The following is a 12,845-nucleotide window of genomic DNA, read 5'->3' as shown; positions in this document are numbered from 1 at the left end:
GGACCCTATTGGTAACCGCAGCGGTCACGAGCCTCGCCTGGCATCTTGGAGTATGCCCCAGTAGAACGCGCTGATTCAGGGCGCTCGATGGCTGGCCGCGTAGTCCTGCGGGAGATTTGCTTCCACCCGTTCGCCGAGCGTGGCGAGATCAGAGACGATCCGCGTCACGAGATTGTCCTCGCCCTGCGCTCGGGAAGTAGTACTTCTGCTGGGAGTCCCAGCGTGTCGCGCTCGACGTACCAGGACGCTACTTCGTCGTCGCTCACGATCCCGGCAATAGGCTTGAGCGAATGCCGACGCAGCGTCTCCGCGAGGCTCACGTCCTGGTAGTACACAAGGGCTGGCCCATCATGATCATGCAGCAGCCGCTGGAAAATCTGGCGGTAGCGTGCCACTTCGAGGATGCCCTCGAGGATCACTGTGCGCCCTTGCGAGAGGCAGTGATGGACCATGAGCTCGGTAACTGCGATGGTCGCGACGGGTTTGGCGCCTTCTTCCCAGAGGACATCGGGGCGCACGGACTCCTGACCAATCACCGCTATACGGCCTTGGGGAAGGTGGTGTTGCACCTTTCGGGCGATGGTGGACTTCCCCGAGGCAGAGTTGCCACGGAGGATCACGAGAACCGGCGCTGAGGTCATCGGCTCATCATGTCGTGAGCGTGTCCTGATCTCGGAGTCCAGCCCAACTCTCTGGCTGGGGCCGATTCCCGTGACGCGTCGGAGTCGCTTGATGCTCACCGGAACGCTGGTCGAGCCGTGCGGCACTCGAGGGATTTGCGTTCCGGCGCGTGGCGGCCGCAGCGATCGACCGCTCATGCGGCCCCGCGACCGCGGGCCGCAAACGACCGTTTATGGCGCTGTAGTCACAGGGCCGTGTCGGACCCTCCCGCCAGGTCGGTGAGCCAGGTGGCCAATTCGTCATCGAGGTCTTGAACCGCGAGCTCCGGGACGTTCTTCAGGGGAGATTCGACCGCGGCGAGCTCAAGAGCGTGGGCTGCCCACTCCGCAGCGGCTGCCGCATCTCCGGTGGCCTCGTTCCATCGCGCACGAGCAACAGCGGCCTCGAAGAGCTGTACAGAGAAGTCAACGGCGGCCCTCGCATCCCAGGATCCGAGATGCTCGCGAGCTTCGCTCAGTGCCTCGGGCGTACCGCGACGAATGAGGAGTTGAGCGAGGTGGACCTCTGCCATATGCGCTGTGCCGTTGAGCGACGGGTTCATCTCGATGAGCCGGCGCAGTAGTCGCTCGGATTCCGCCGGGTCGTCGTCGGCCAAAGAGTTCGCCAAATGCTCCAGGGCGGAGCTTTGATAGAAGTAGTTCTTGCCTGCTTCTACGGCCGCCCTCACAAACAGGGTGCGTGCCGCATCGGTGGCTCCGGCGTCCTCGAGCGATAGGCCCTTGATACGCAGATACTCGGCCCTGTTCTCTTTCCTCGCGCGAGCGAGCTTGCGCTCGAAGTGCTCTTGCTCCGCGAGGGTCCACCCCGGTGTCCTGTACCAGTCCATGGGTCAACTTCTCACACCAGTCGTCCATCAGCCACCGTTCACCTCCAGCGCATCAGCGAGGTTGCCGCCCCCGTCCGGCCACTGCCCGGACGAACCTGTCCACCAGCCCCTGCAGTGGGTGTTCCAGGTCGTCGGTCTCCCAGAAGTCGCCGACGACCATGTAGCGCGGTCCGAGTTCCTCGGCGACGAGAGGCTGCAGCGCGATCCCCTCGGCGCGGTGCTTCCGGGCCATCTCGACGGAGGGGAAGCCGTGGTCCTCGTGGAAGTGCGCGTTGAAGAACGCTGCCCAGGCCGCTAATCGCTCCGTGAGCTGCGGCGAGAGCTCCCAGTCCTCGAAGTCCGTGGCACCTTCTGGACCCCAGAGCGGGCAGTCGACCGTGTACTCGTTCATGAGCCGCACTTTGATGGGTTTCATCGGGCGAGTATGCCGCCTCGACATCCGCTCCCGGGGCATGTCGGATGCGACCGTTTATGGAACACCCGGCCGGTACGGTAGCTGCATGAGCGTGGGGGACGACGAGAGAACCCAGACGGCGCTTCTGCTGCCCGTACTCGCGGCGGAGCGAGTCGTCGGTACCCACCGACGCGAGCTGGACCTGGCTGCGGCAGATGGCATCCCCGCGCACGTGACGGTCGCTTTCCCGTTCAAGCCTCTGGAAGAGATAGACGCGGAGGACCACGCCCGCCTCGCTCACCTAGGGCGTCAGCATGGTCCGTTCGAGATCGAGGGGCACCGAACTGCCTGGTTCGGAGACCGAGTCCTGTACGTCGAGGTCAGTGCAGCGCGAGAAGTCCATGCCCTGATAGCCGATGTGGCGTCAGCGTTCCCGGCCTACCCGCCGTTCGCCGGAGACTTTCCCTTAGCCGAGGTAGTCCCTCATCTCACGGTCGGCAACGCCGCGCCGGTCTCTGCGCTGCAGACAGCAGCTCGCGCCATCGATGACGCGCTCCCTTTCTCCGAACTCGTTCAGAGCATGGAGCTGTGGGCCGGTCCCCCCGTGGACGGCAGAACACGACCCGCGCCCTGGACGCGGGTTCACTCATACGCACTCGCTCCCACAGCACCCACCCCTTCCAGGAGCATGCCGCTGAGTCATCAATGACCGTTCGCGGAACGCCCCTCCGTCGAGGCCCCGGCCAGTACGCTCCGCAGATGCACGCCGCCAACGGTTCTAGCGGCCCGGCTTCCATACGCCTGGCTTCCCTCGAGGACGCTCCGGCGGTTGCGAATGTGCACCGGGAGTCGCGATCTTGGTACTACCAGGTGTCGCCTGTGATCACGGGGACATCGCCCCGCGTGCGGCGGCCCGGCTCAGTCCCGACCCGGGCGCTCCATGAACGGGGCGTCGGCCGGACGCGGCGCCGCCGCGGCGCCCTGGCGCAGCGCGTGCAGGGCCAACAGGGCGCTGACTGTGGTGGCGTTGGTCAGGCGTCCCTCGAGCACTGCCGTGACCGCCTCGGACAGCGGCACCCAGCGGCTGACCAGCTCGGCCTCCTCGTCGGTGCGCTCGAACTCCTGCGCGCTCGCGCGGACCCCGGTGGCGAGGTAGACCCGGATCACCTCGTCGTTCCCGCCGGGGCTCGGGCGCAGGTCCACCAGGGTGGACAGCTGCTGGGGCTCGTAGCCGGTCTCCTCGGCGAGCTCGCGGGCTGCCGCGACGTGCGGGGCCTCGCCGTCCAGGTCGAGCAGGCCGGCGGGGATCTCCCACAGGCTGTGGCCGACGGGATGGCGGTACTGCCGGATCAGCAGCACCCGGTCCTGCTCGTCGACGGCGAGCACCGCGACCGCCCCGGTGTGCCAGACGTACTCGCGGTCGAAGCGGACGTCGGCGGTGAAGTCGACCGTGTCGCGCACCAGGTCCCACACCATGCCCTCGTGCAGGACCTCCCGGTGGGCGACCGGGCGCTGGGCGGGCTCGTCCCGCAGCGGCGCTGCGGACTGCTCGGGCTGGGTCATCGGATCACTCCTGGTCCTGGACGGCGTCGGCGGCGGGGATCTCCGGCTCCACCTCGAGCAGGCGGGTCGCCTTCTGCAGCTCGACCGCCGCGCCGATCAGGCCGGCGAACAGCGGATGCGCCCGGGTGGGACGGGACTTCAGCTCGGGATGGGCCTGGGTGCCGACATAGTACGGGTGCACCGCGGGGTCGAGCTCGACGAATTCGACCAGGGAGCGGTCGGCCGAGACGCCGGAGATGCGCAGCCCGGCCTGCTCGAGCTGCTCGCGGTAGGCGTTGTTGACCTCGTAGCGGTGGCGGTGGCGCTCGGCGACCTCGGTGGTGCCGTAGGTGCGGGCCGCCAGGGAGCCCTCGACCAGGGTGTGGTCGTAGGAGCCCAGCCGCATGGTGCCGCCGAGGTCCCCCTCCCCGGAGACGATCGCGGCCTGCTCGGCCATGGTGGCGATCACCGGATGCGCGGTGCCGGGGGCGAACTCGGTGGAGTGGGCGTCGGCCAGGCCCAGCTCGTGGCGGGCGTACTCGATGACCATGGACTGCATGCCCAGGCACAGGCCGAGGGCGGGCACGCCATGGGTGCGGGCGTGGTGGAGGGCGCCGACCTTGCCGTCGACGCCGCGGATCCCGAAGCCGCCGGGCACGACGATCGCGTCGACGTCCCGCAGCTCCTGCTGCGCCCCCTCCGGGGTCGCGCAGCGGTCCGACTCGACCCAGCGGATGGTCACCTCGGCGCTGTGGGCGAAGCCGCCGGCGCGCAGGGCCTCGGTGACCGACAGATAGGCGTCGGGCAGGTCCACGTACTTGCCCACCAGCGCGACGGTGACCGCGTAGGCGGGGTGGTGGACGCGCTGCAGCAGCTCCTCCCACTGCGTCCAGTCCACGTCGTGGCTGAGCAGGTCCAGGCGCCGGATCGCGTAGGCGTCGAGCCCCTCGCTGTGCAGCACCAGCGGGATCTCATAGATCGAGGGGGCGTCGGCGCAGGTGACGACCGCGTCGATGTCGACGTCGCACATGGAGGAGATCTTCGCCTTCACCGAGGCGGGCAGCTCCCGGTCGGCCCGCAGCACGATCGCGTCCGGCTGGATGCCGATCGAGCGCAGCGCGGCCACCGAGTGCTGGGTGGGCTTGGTCTTGAGCTCCTGCGAGGGCCCGATGAACGGCACCAGCGACACGTGCACGAAGAACACGTTCTCGCGGCCGAGGTCCTGGCGGACCTGCCTTGCGGCCTCGATGAAGGGCTGGGACTCGATGTCGCCGACGGTGCCGCCGATCTCGGTGATGATCACGTCGACGTCGTCACCGGCCTGCGAGCGCATCGCCTCCTTGATGGCGTTGGTGATGTGCGGGATCACCTGCACGGTGTCCCCGAGGTACTCGCCGCGGCGCTCCTTGGCGATGACGCTGGAGTACACCTGGCCGGTGGTGACGTTCGCGGCCGCGCTGAGGTTCTCGTCGAGGAAGCGCTCGTAGTGGCCGATGTCGAGGTCGGTCTCGGCGCCGTCCTCGGTGACGAACACCTCACCGTGCTGGAAGGGGTTCATGGTGCCCGGATCGACGTTGAGGTACGGATCGAGCTTCTGCATGGTCACGCGCAGCCCGCGGCTGCGCAGGAGCATCCCCAGCGAGGAGGCGGTCAGTCCCTTGCCGAGGCTGGAGACCACTCCCCCGTCACGAAGATGTGCCTGGTGATGCCCGGGTTGCGGAACGGCTTGGCCGAGGCGGCCTGCGCGATCCGAGGGAGGGGGCCGGTGCTGGTGAGGGGGGCGCTTCCGCTGGTGTCTGCCACGGACTGTCAACCTACCAGGGTCAAGGGGCTGCGGCGAGCACCTCGGTGAGCTGGGCGAGGAGGTCGCGCGCCGTGGGCAGGTCCCGGGCCCGCTGCGCGGAGGCCTGCTCGGCCTGCCGGCGCCGGCGGGGATCGCGGTGCTCGGCGATCGCCGCGGCCAGTGCGCGGGCGTCGCCGACGGGCACCAGGCGGGCCGCCTCGCCCGTCACCCAGCGGGTGCCGCCGGCGTCGGTGGCGAGGATCGCCCGGCCGGCCTGGAGCGCCTCCTGCAGGGCCACCGGCTGGCCCTCCCAGCGGGCGGCGGAGACCACCAGGTCCGCCGCCGCCAGCAGCTCGGGGACGTCCTCGCGCCGTCCCAGCAGCTCGACGGGCAGCGCCTCGGCCCGGATCCTGGCGGCGAGCTCCTCGTGCAGCGGCCCCTCCCCCGCGATCCGGATCCGCACCCCGGCGCCGTCGCGCAGCCGGGCGGCGGCATCCAGCAGGTCGTGCAGCCCCTTCTGGGGCGCCAGTCGCGCGATGACGAGCACCTCGAGCGCGTCCCCGGGGGCGCGGCGCGGCGCGGCCGGCGCGGTCGCCGGGCGCGGCGGGGCGGGGACCACGGCATGGCGGACGTCCCGGGCCCCGGCCCGGCGGGCGTCCTCGGCGAGGTCCGGGGAGACGGCCAGGACGGTGTCGGCGCGGCGGACCAGGAGGCGCAGCAGCAGCGCCCCGACGGTGCGGACCGGGAGCGAGCCGACGGTGCGGTTGTGCAGGGTCACCACCAGGCGGTGGCCCCCGCGCCGCGGCACGGCGAGCGCGGCCAGGGCCCCGGCCCGCAGCCCATGGGCGTGGACGGCCATGGGCGCCCCGGCGGCGCCGACGGTGCGGCGCAGGGCGCGCACGGTGCGCAGGTCGGTCGACAGGTGCGGCCGCGGCCGGATCTCGACGCCCGCCTCGGCCACCTCCCAGCCGGCCGCGCGGAGCTCGGCCAGCTCCTGGTCGACGTGGGCGGCCAGTCCCCCGCCGGCTCGCGGGCGCACCAGCAGCACCCTCACGGCGCGGTCCGCTCGGGGTCCCGGCGCCGCCGGCGCAGCACCCGGCCCGTGAGCTCGGGGTCCGCGCCGGTCATCACCGCCCCGGCCAGCAGCGCGGCCACCAGGCCGCAGGCGATCCCGGCCGCCACGGCGCCGATCTCACCGGTGGCGGTGGTCACCAGCCACTTGCCCAGCAGCAGCCCGGGCACCGCGCCGACCGGCAGCGCGAGCAGGGCGAGCAGCGCGGTGCGGCGCAGCTGCGGCAGGTGGCCGCCGTGCTCGACGATGTCCGCGATCCGGGCCAGGCCCACCAGCCCGGAGACCGCCATGCCCAGGGCGATGGCCGCCCCGAAGACGGTCGCGGCCTCCGCGGCCGAGCGCTGCGGGCTGGAGAGCACCACGATCAGGATCAGGGCGGCGGCGAGCAGCCAGCCGACCGATCCCACCAGCAGCGCGTCCTTCGCGCGGAGGGCGGCCGAGAGGACGCGGGTGCACTGGGTGGTGACGGCAAAGCCCACCAGGCCGAGGGCGAGGGCCGCGGTGGCGGAGCCGACGCCGGCGGCGCCGGAGCGGTCGATCAGGCGGAAGAACTGCTCGAGCGCGGGGCCGCCGGCGATCAGCGCCGCGGCCCCGAGCACGGAGACCACCAGCACGGTGCGCACGGACGCCGCGGCCACCTTCCCGAAGCCGGACAGGTCCCCCACCAGGCGCATCTCCGAGAGGTGGGGGAAGACGGAGGTCACCAGCGGCACCACCAGCACGGCGAAGGGCAGCAGGTAGAGGGCCTGGGCGTACTGGAACACCGGCAGGGTGCCCACGCCGCCGGCCCGCATCGCCAGCAGCAACACCAGGGCGAGCACGAGCTGCTGGGCGCCGACCGCGCCGAGCCCGGCGCCGCCCAGGGCCAGCGCGCGGCGTCCGTCGCCGGGAGGCATCCTCAGGGCCGGTCGCAGCCGCAGCCCCGCCCGCAGCGCGGCGATCGCCACCGGCACCGTCATCACCGCGACGCCCGCGGTGGTGCCCCAGCCCAGCCAGGCCACGGCGGTCGAGTCGATGGTGGTGGTGGTGGCCACCGGCGGCACCAGGTGGGCGTAGACGCGGTAGGAGACCATCACCACCACGGAGGACAGCAGCGGCATCATCGCCGGCCACAGGAACCGCTTGCGGGCCTGCAGGTAGGCGGCCAGCACGACGGAGATGCCGTACAGGGGCAGCTGGACGGCGAAGATCCGCAGCAGCGTCGCCCCCAGCACCACGCCGCCTGAGCCCGGGTCGTCGGCGGCCAGCAGCAGCTGCGCGAGCTCCTGCGCGGTGGCGATGACCCCGGCGGCCAGCAGGGCGGTCCCCAGCAGGGTCCAGGTCAGCAGGGTGGAGACGATGCGGTCGGCGCGCTGCGCGCCGACCGGTCCCGGTCGCGGAGCCGCTGCGGCCCCCGGCTCGCCGACGGTGACGGCGGGGGTCTCGGCGGGGGTCTCCGCGGCGCTCCCGCCGTCCCGCTCCGGCACCAGGCCGGCGATCAGCGGCACCACCACGGCGGCCAGGGCTCCCCCGCGACGATCTCGAACAGCACGTTCGGCAGCAGGTTCGCGGTGGCGTAGGCGGTGCCGACGTCCCCCGCGCCCACGCTCGCGCCGAACACCAGGTAGCGCACGAACCCGGCGATGCGGGCGATGACGGTGACCACCAGGATCACCCCGGCGCCGCGCAGCACCGCCCGGGAGATCGCGCTGCGCGGGAGGGTCGCGGCGGGCAGGGTCCGCGGGTCCGGCGCGCTCATCGGCCCTGCCCTGCCGGCCCGGGGGCGGGGCGCCGTCCGAGCTGGTCCAGGGCGCGCAGCGCCGGGGTGGACTCGATGACCGCGCTGAAGCTGATCCGCTCGCTGGCCAGCGTCAGCGCCACGACCGCGCCCAGCAGCGCGAGGCGGGCGGGGACCGGGAGGGCGCGGGCCGCGGCGGTGCCGACGGCGGCGCCCAGGGCGTTCGCCCCGGCGTCACCGAGCATGCCGTGCTCACGCTGGTCGGCGGGCAGGGCGAGCAGACCGGGCAGCAGCGCCGCCCGGGCGAGATCCCGCCCGCTGCGGCCGCGCCCGGTCCCCGGCGTGGCCCCTGCGAGCAGCGCCGCCGCGGGCAGCACGGCCTTCAGGGCCCGGCCGGGGCGCAGGTCCAGGAGGTTCGCGAGGTTCGCGCAGCCGGCCGCGAGCGCCGCATCGGATAGCACCATCGCCCCGCCGCGGGGAGGGGGCGCCGCGGCGGCGCCGAGCAGGGTCAGCAGCGGGATGCCGAGGGCCTTGGCGGCCCCGGTGGTCAGGTGCCCGGCCCGCAGCGCCCCCAGGTGGCCGCGCAGGCCCTTGGAGACGGGACGTCCGGCGCGGCGCTGGCGGGGCTCGAGCACGTCATCGGTCAGGCCCAGCGCCCCGATCCCGGCGAGGACGAGGACGTCGGTGCCGCGCGCGCCGCCGCGCGCGGCCAGGGCGGTCAGGCCGGCGACCACCAGGGCGCCCTCGGCGAGGCTCACCTCGCGCCCCTGGAAGTTCGTGCGGCGCAGCTCGCTGCGCAGGGCGCCGCTCATCCCTGGCCCCCGCCGTCGGAGGGCCCGGCGCCCTGGTCGACGGGCGCATCCTGGTCCGCGCCGTCCTGCTCGGGGGCGCCGTCGACGAGGCCCTCGGTCTCGGGCAGGGCGGGCAGCCGATCCTGGGCGTCGGCCGTGGTGCCGTAGGCGCCGGCGCCGCCGCGGAGCTGCTCGACCAGGGCGAGCACCGCCAGCAGCGGGCCGTCGGGCTCCTGCAGCCGGTCGGTGGTGGAGAGGGCGTCGAAGGCGGCATCGCCGCGCACGGTGCGCAGGATGCCGGTGGAGGCGTCGTTGCCGGGGGTGGCGGCGGTGACCACGGCCGGCAGGGAGGTCTCGGCGAGGGTGCGCAGCAGGGCGGTCTGGACCGCGAGCAGGCCCTGGGCGCGCGCGGTCGCCTCCGCCTCGTCCTCGTTCGCGTCGGCCAGCGCCTCCGGCGCGGCGCTCGCGTAGACCACCGCGTCGACCGCCGCGGGCAGTTCACCGTCGACCGTGATCAGCTGCTGGTCCCGGAGCACCTGCCACACCTGGGAGCGCAGCTCGGCGGTGAGCTCGCCCTCGTCGGCCGGTCGCAGCAGGGCCGGGATCACCGCGCCGAGCTGCTCGGCGTCGGTGAGCGTCCCGTCGGGGTCGCCGGGCAGCGCCGCGGGGGCGATGCCCCGGATCTCCTCGACGGCGGCGGCCCGGGCCGGTTCCTGGCCGGGCTCCCAGAGCGCCGGCTCCAGGCCGATCCGCACCGCGGGCGCGGCCCCGGCCCCGTCGAGCAGGCCCAGCAGGCGGTCGATGCCCGGGCGGGTGGAGCGGTCGTCGGTGAGCACCGCGACCTGCGCTCCGTCGAGGGTGCCGGCCACCAGGTCCGGGCCCAGCTCGGCGATGAAGGAGGCGAGCTGGTCGTTGCGGGCGGAGAGGTCCGTCGCCTCGGTGCGCAGCTGCTCCTGCTCGGTGCGCAGCTGCTCGACCTGTCCGGCGAGCTGGTCGCCGAGGTTCTCGCGCAGCGGACCGGCCCCCAGCACGATGCCGACGGCCAGCGCCAGGAACACCGAGATCAGGGAGACGAGGTGGTAGCGGAAATCGATCACGGGTCGGGACCCTCCTACGGCCCGGTGCCCCGGGGTGAGAACAGCATGACGAACCAGGACAGGATGCCGTCCAGGCGGGCGCCGAGGATCTGCACCAGCGCCTGCCCGCCGGGGGTCGCCCAGAGGGCGACCGCGAGGGCGAAGAGGCCGGCCAGTGCGAGCAGCACCAGCTGGAAGGTGGAGATCCTCTGACGGTACAGGCGGGAGACGCCCTTGGCGTCGACGAGCTTGGAGCCTATCCGCAGTCGGGTCAGGAACGTCGAGCTCATGCCGGCGCGGCCCTTGTCCAGGAACTCCTCGAGGGTGCCGTGGGTGCCGACCGCCACGATCACGGAGGCTCCCTTCTCGTCGGCCAGCAGCATCGCGATGTCCTCGCTGGTGCCGGAGGCCGGGAACACGATCGCGTCCTGGGCGACGCCGAGCGCCTCGAGGCGCTCCAGGCCGGGGGCGCGGCCGTCGCGGTAGGCGTGCACCACCAGCTCGGAGCCGCTGCGCAGGGCGCGGTCGGAGACGGAGTCCATGTCGCCGATGATCAGGTCGGGGCGGAACCCGGCTTCGATCACCGCATCGGCGCCGCCGTCCACGCCGATGATCACCGGGCGGTTCTCCCGCAGGAAGGGCTTCAGCGTCGCGAGGTCCTCCTTGTAGTGGTAGCCCCGCACCACGATCAGCGCGGGCCGGCCGTCCAGCCGGGTGCGCACGTCGGGGGCGCCGATGCCGTCCAGCAGCAGGTCCCGCTCGCGCAGCATGTACTCCAGGGTGTTCTCGGCGAACATCTCGAGCTGCTCGGACAGGCCCGCCCGGGCCACCTCCAGGGAGGCGGTGACGCTCGCCTCGTCCTGCCGTGCGCCCCGGGCCACGAGCGCGCCCTCGAGCAGCACCTCGCCGCCGCGCACGGTGATCCGCTGCCCGTCGCGGATCCCGTCGAACACCGCGGGGCCGAGCCCGTCGACCAGCGGGATGTCCGCGTCCAGCAGGATCCGCGGGCCGGCGTTGGGGTAGCGGCCGGAGGTGGACGCGGCGACGTTGAGGACGGCGGCCGGGGCCCGCTCGACCAGGGCCTCGGCGGCGACCCGGTCGATGTCCTCGTGGTCGATGATCGCGATGTCGCCGGGCTGCAGCCGCTTGGTGAGGTCCTTGGTGCGCTTGCCCAGCCGGGCGGTGCCGGTGACGGCCCGGGGGCCCGGGCTCATCCCCCGGCTCCGCGCGCGGGACTCTCGCCGCCGGTGACGGTGCGGGCCTCGTCCAGCAGCTCCTCGGCGTGGGCGAGGGCGAGGTCGGAGGCCGCATCCCCGGCGAGCATCCGCGCCAGCTCCCGGATCCGGCCGGGCCGGTCGAGGTGCTCGACCGTCGAGGAGGTGGTGCCCTCCCGCGAGGACTTCACGATCTGCAGGTGGGTGCCGGCATGGGCCGCGACCTGCGGCAGGTGCGTGACCACGATGACCTGGGCATGGCGGGCGAGGCGGGCCAGGCGCTGGCCGACGGCCAGCGCCGCGCGGCCGCCGATGCCGGCGTCGATCTCGTCGAAGACGAACACCGGTGCGGCGGAGCGGTCGCTGCGGGAGGAGGACAGCGCCACCTCGAGGGCGAGCATCACCCGGGAGAGCTCGCCGCCGGAGGCGGCCTGGCCGACGGGGAGGTGCTCGGCGCCGGGGTGCGGGGCCAGCAGGATCGCGACGGCGTCGCGGCCGTGGGAGCGGTGGCTCTGCACGCTCACGTCCACCCGGATCGCGGCGTCGGGCATCTCCAGGTGCCGCAGCTCCTCCTGGACCGCGGCGGACAGCGCGGCGGCAGCGGTGGTGCGGGCCGCGGTGAGCGCGTCCGCGGCCGCCGCGAGCTCCGGTTCGAGCTCGGCGAGCCGGGCGGCGGCGAGGCCGCGCTCCTGCTCGGCGCCCTCGAAGCGGTCCAGCTCGATGGCGGCGGTGCGGGAGGTCTCCAGCAGGGTGGTGATGTCCTCGGCGGGGCCGTCGGGGCCGGGGAGCATCGCGCCGAGGTCGCGCACCAGCACGGTGAGCTCGTGGAGGCGCGCATTGGCCTCCTCGAGGCGCCCCGGGGAGGCGTCGATGTCATCGGCGTAGCGGGAGATCTCGGCGGCCACGTCCGACAGCTCGATCCGCATCGCGTCCAGCCGCTCGACCAGCGGCTGCAGCGTGGCGTCGGTGCGGGCGGCGCGGCCCAGCACCTCCCCGGCGACGTCGAGCAGGGCACCGGCGGCCGGGCCGTCGTCGTCCCCGACCAGGGCCAGCACGGCCTGACCGGCGGCGCCGCGCAGCTCCTCCGCGCTGCCCAGCCGCTCCAGCTCGGTGCGCAGGGCCTCGTCCTCCCCGACCTGCGGGTCGGCCTGCTCGAGGCGCTCGAGGGCCTCGCGCAGGGCGGTGCCGCGCCGGTCCCGCTCGGCGAGCAGGGCATCGAGCGCGGCGAGGCGCTCGGTGAGGGCGGAGCGCTCGCGCCAGATCTCGCGGTGCCGCTCGCGCAGCGGGCCGATCTCCTGGCTCGCGAAGCGGTCCAGCGCCTCCCGCTGGGCGTCGGGGTCGCGCAGGCGCTGCTGGTCGGACTGGCCGTGGACGGTGACGGCGGTGCCGACCAGACGGGCGAGGGTGCCGATCGGGATCGGGACCCCGCCGAGCTGGGCGCGGGAGCGGCCGTCGCGGGTCACCCGGCGCACCACCAGCACCTCGCCGTCGTCCTCGTCGGCCCCCAGCTCGTCGAGGGCGGTGGCCAGCTCATCGTGCCCGGCCAGCGACAGGGTGCCGTCCACGGTGCTGGACTCGCGGGTGCGGCCGCGGTCCAGCCGACCGCCCAGCAGCATGGTCAGCCCGGTGACGATCATGGTCTTGCCGGCGCCGGTCTCGCCGGTCAGCACCGTGAAGCCGGGGCCGAACTCGAGCAGGGCGTCGTCGATCACGCCGATGTGGCGGATGCGCAGGGTGGACAGCATCTCG

General features: G+C 73.5%; 12 protein-coding genes and 1 pseudogene. 1 reads left to right on the top strand and 12 read right to left on the bottom strand.

Annotated features, from left to right (window positions below; translation table 11 throughout):
- Positions 1-164: 164 nt before the first annotated feature.
- The 3 genes from ACOJUI_RS06895 to ACOJUI_RS06885 form a co-directional block, all read right to left on the bottom strand.
- Positions 165-641, bottom strand: coding sequence for a kinase (locus ACOJUI_RS06895; protein ID WP_422117326.1), 477 nt, complete (start codon positions 639-641; stop codon positions 165-167).
- Between the two features lie 224 nt (positions 642-865).
- Complete coding sequence (locus ACOJUI_RS06890; protein ID WP_422117325.1) at positions 866-1,507, bottom strand: hypothetical protein; 642 nt, start codon at positions 1,505-1,507, stop codon at positions 866-868.
- Between the two features lie 52 nt (positions 1,508-1,559).
- Positions 1,560-1,922, bottom strand: a complete 363-nt coding sequence (locus ACOJUI_RS06885; RefSeq protein ID WP_422117324.1) for a hypothetical protein — start codon at positions 1,920-1,922, stop codon at positions 1,560-1,562.
- Positions 1,923-2,007: 85 nt separating this feature from the next.
- Between ACOJUI_RS06885 and ACOJUI_RS06880 the strand changes: the two genes are divergently transcribed.
- Positions 2,008-2,610, top strand: coding sequence for a 2'-5' RNA ligase family protein (locus ACOJUI_RS06880; RefSeq protein WP_422117323.1), 603 nt, complete (start codon positions 2,008-2,010; stop codon positions 2,608-2,610).
- A 209-nt stretch (positions 2,611-2,819) separates the two neighbouring features.
- Here ACOJUI_RS06880 and ACOJUI_RS06875 read toward each other — a convergent pair whose 3' ends face one another.
- The 9 genes and pseudogenes from ACOJUI_RS06875 to recN form a co-directional block, all read right to left on the bottom strand.
- Complete coding sequence (locus ACOJUI_RS06875; RefSeq protein ID WP_422117322.1) at positions 2,820-3,464, bottom strand: NUDIX domain-containing protein; 645 nt, start codon at positions 3,462-3,464, stop codon at positions 2,820-2,822.
- A gap of 4 nt (positions 3,465-3,468) precedes the next feature.
- Positions 3,469-5,192: pseudogene (locus tag ACOJUI_RS06870) on the bottom strand (CTP synthase).
- 74 nt (positions 5,193-5,266) lie between these two features.
- Positions 5,267-6,280: a glycosyltransferase gene (locus tag ACOJUI_RS06865; protein ID WP_422117321.1), complete on the bottom strand. Its 1,014-nt coding sequence runs from the start codon at positions 6,278-6,280 to the stop codon at positions 5,267-5,269.
- A complete protein-coding gene (locus ACOJUI_RS06860; protein WP_422117320.1) occupies positions 6,277-7,791 on the bottom strand; it encodes a lipid II flippase MurJ in 1,515 nt (504 codons plus the stop codon). Before ACOJUI_RS06860 ends, ACOJUI_RS06865 begins: the two co-directional genes overlap by 4 nt.
- A complete protein-coding gene (locus ACOJUI_RS06855) occupies positions 7,776-8,036 on the bottom strand; it encodes a hypothetical protein (protein WP_422117319.1) in 261 nt (86 codons plus the stop codon). Before ACOJUI_RS06855 ends, ACOJUI_RS06860 begins: the two co-directional genes overlap by 16 nt.
- Positions 8,033-8,827 carry a hypothetical protein gene (locus tag ACOJUI_RS06850; RefSeq protein WP_422117318.1) on the bottom strand — a complete coding sequence of 265 codons (795 nt, stop codon included), beginning with the start codon at positions 8,825-8,827 and terminating at the stop codon, positions 8,033-8,035. The genes ACOJUI_RS06855 and ACOJUI_RS06850 overlap by 4 nt, the downstream gene beginning before the upstream one ends.
- Positions 8,824-9,903, bottom strand: coding sequence for a copper transporter (locus ACOJUI_RS06845; protein WP_422117317.1), 1,080 nt, complete (start codon positions 9,901-9,903; stop codon positions 8,824-8,826). Before ACOJUI_RS06845 ends, ACOJUI_RS06850 begins: the two co-directional genes overlap by 4 nt.
- A gap of 14 nt (positions 9,904-9,917) precedes the next feature.
- Positions 9,918-11,096: a putative cytokinetic ring protein SteA gene (gene steA, locus ACOJUI_RS06840; RefSeq protein WP_422117316.1), complete on the bottom strand. Its 1,179-nt coding sequence runs from the start codon at positions 11,094-11,096 to the stop codon at positions 9,918-9,920.
- Positions 11,093-12,841 carry a DNA repair protein RecN gene (gene recN, locus ACOJUI_RS06835; protein ID WP_422117315.1) on the bottom strand — a complete coding sequence of 583 codons (1,749 nt, stop codon included), beginning with the start codon at positions 12,839-12,841 and terminating at the stop codon, positions 11,093-11,095. Before recN ends, steA begins: the two co-directional genes overlap by 4 nt.
- Positions 12,842-12,845 lie beyond the last annotated feature (4 nt).

Source organism: Brachybacterium sp. UNK5269 (assembly GCF_049266655.1).
In the GTDB taxonomy this organism is placed as follows: domain Bacteria; phylum Actinomycetota; class Actinomycetes; order Actinomycetales; family Dermabacteraceae; genus Brachybacterium.
Note: the sequence above shows the minus strand (reverse complement) of the source record. Positions and strands in the feature narration are given on the sequence as shown.

Bases quoted from the DNA above. Each gene is read 5' to 3' on its own strand.
- ACOJUI_RS06895 (WP_422117326.1), bottom strand. From the start codon at position 641: ATGACCTCAGCGCCGGTTCTCGTGATCCTCCGTGGCAACTCTGCCTCG.
- ACOJUI_RS06890 (WP_422117325.1), bottom strand. From the start codon at position 1,507: ATGGACTGGTACAGGACACCGGGGTGGACCCTCGCGGAGCAAGAGCAC.
- ACOJUI_RS06885 (WP_422117324.1), bottom strand. From the start codon at position 1,922: ATGAAACCCATCAAAGTGCGGCTCATGAACGAGTACACGGTCGACTGC.
- ACOJUI_RS06880 (WP_422117323.1), top strand. From the start codon at position 2,008: ATGAGCGTGGGGGACGACGAGAGAACCCAGACGGCGCTTCTGCTGCCC.
- ACOJUI_RS06875 (WP_422117322.1), bottom strand. From the start codon at position 3,464: ATGACCCAGCCCGAGCAGTCCGCAGCGCCGCTGCGGGACGAGCCCGCC.
- ACOJUI_RS06855 (WP_422117319.1), bottom strand. From the start codon at position 8,036: ATGAGCGCGCCGGACCCGCGGACCCTGCCCGCCGCGACCCTCCCGCGC.
- ACOJUI_RS06850 (WP_422117318.1), bottom strand. From the start codon at position 8,827: ATGAGCGGCGCCCTGCGCAGCGAGCTGCGCCGCACGAACTTCCAGGGG.
- steA (WP_422117316.1), bottom strand. From the start codon at position 11,096: ATGAGCCCGGGCCCCCGGGCCGTCACCGGCACCGCCCGGCTGGGCAAG.
- recN (WP_422117315.1), bottom strand. From the start codon at position 12,841: ATGCTGTCCACCCTGCGCATCCGCCACATCGGCGTGATCGACGACGCC.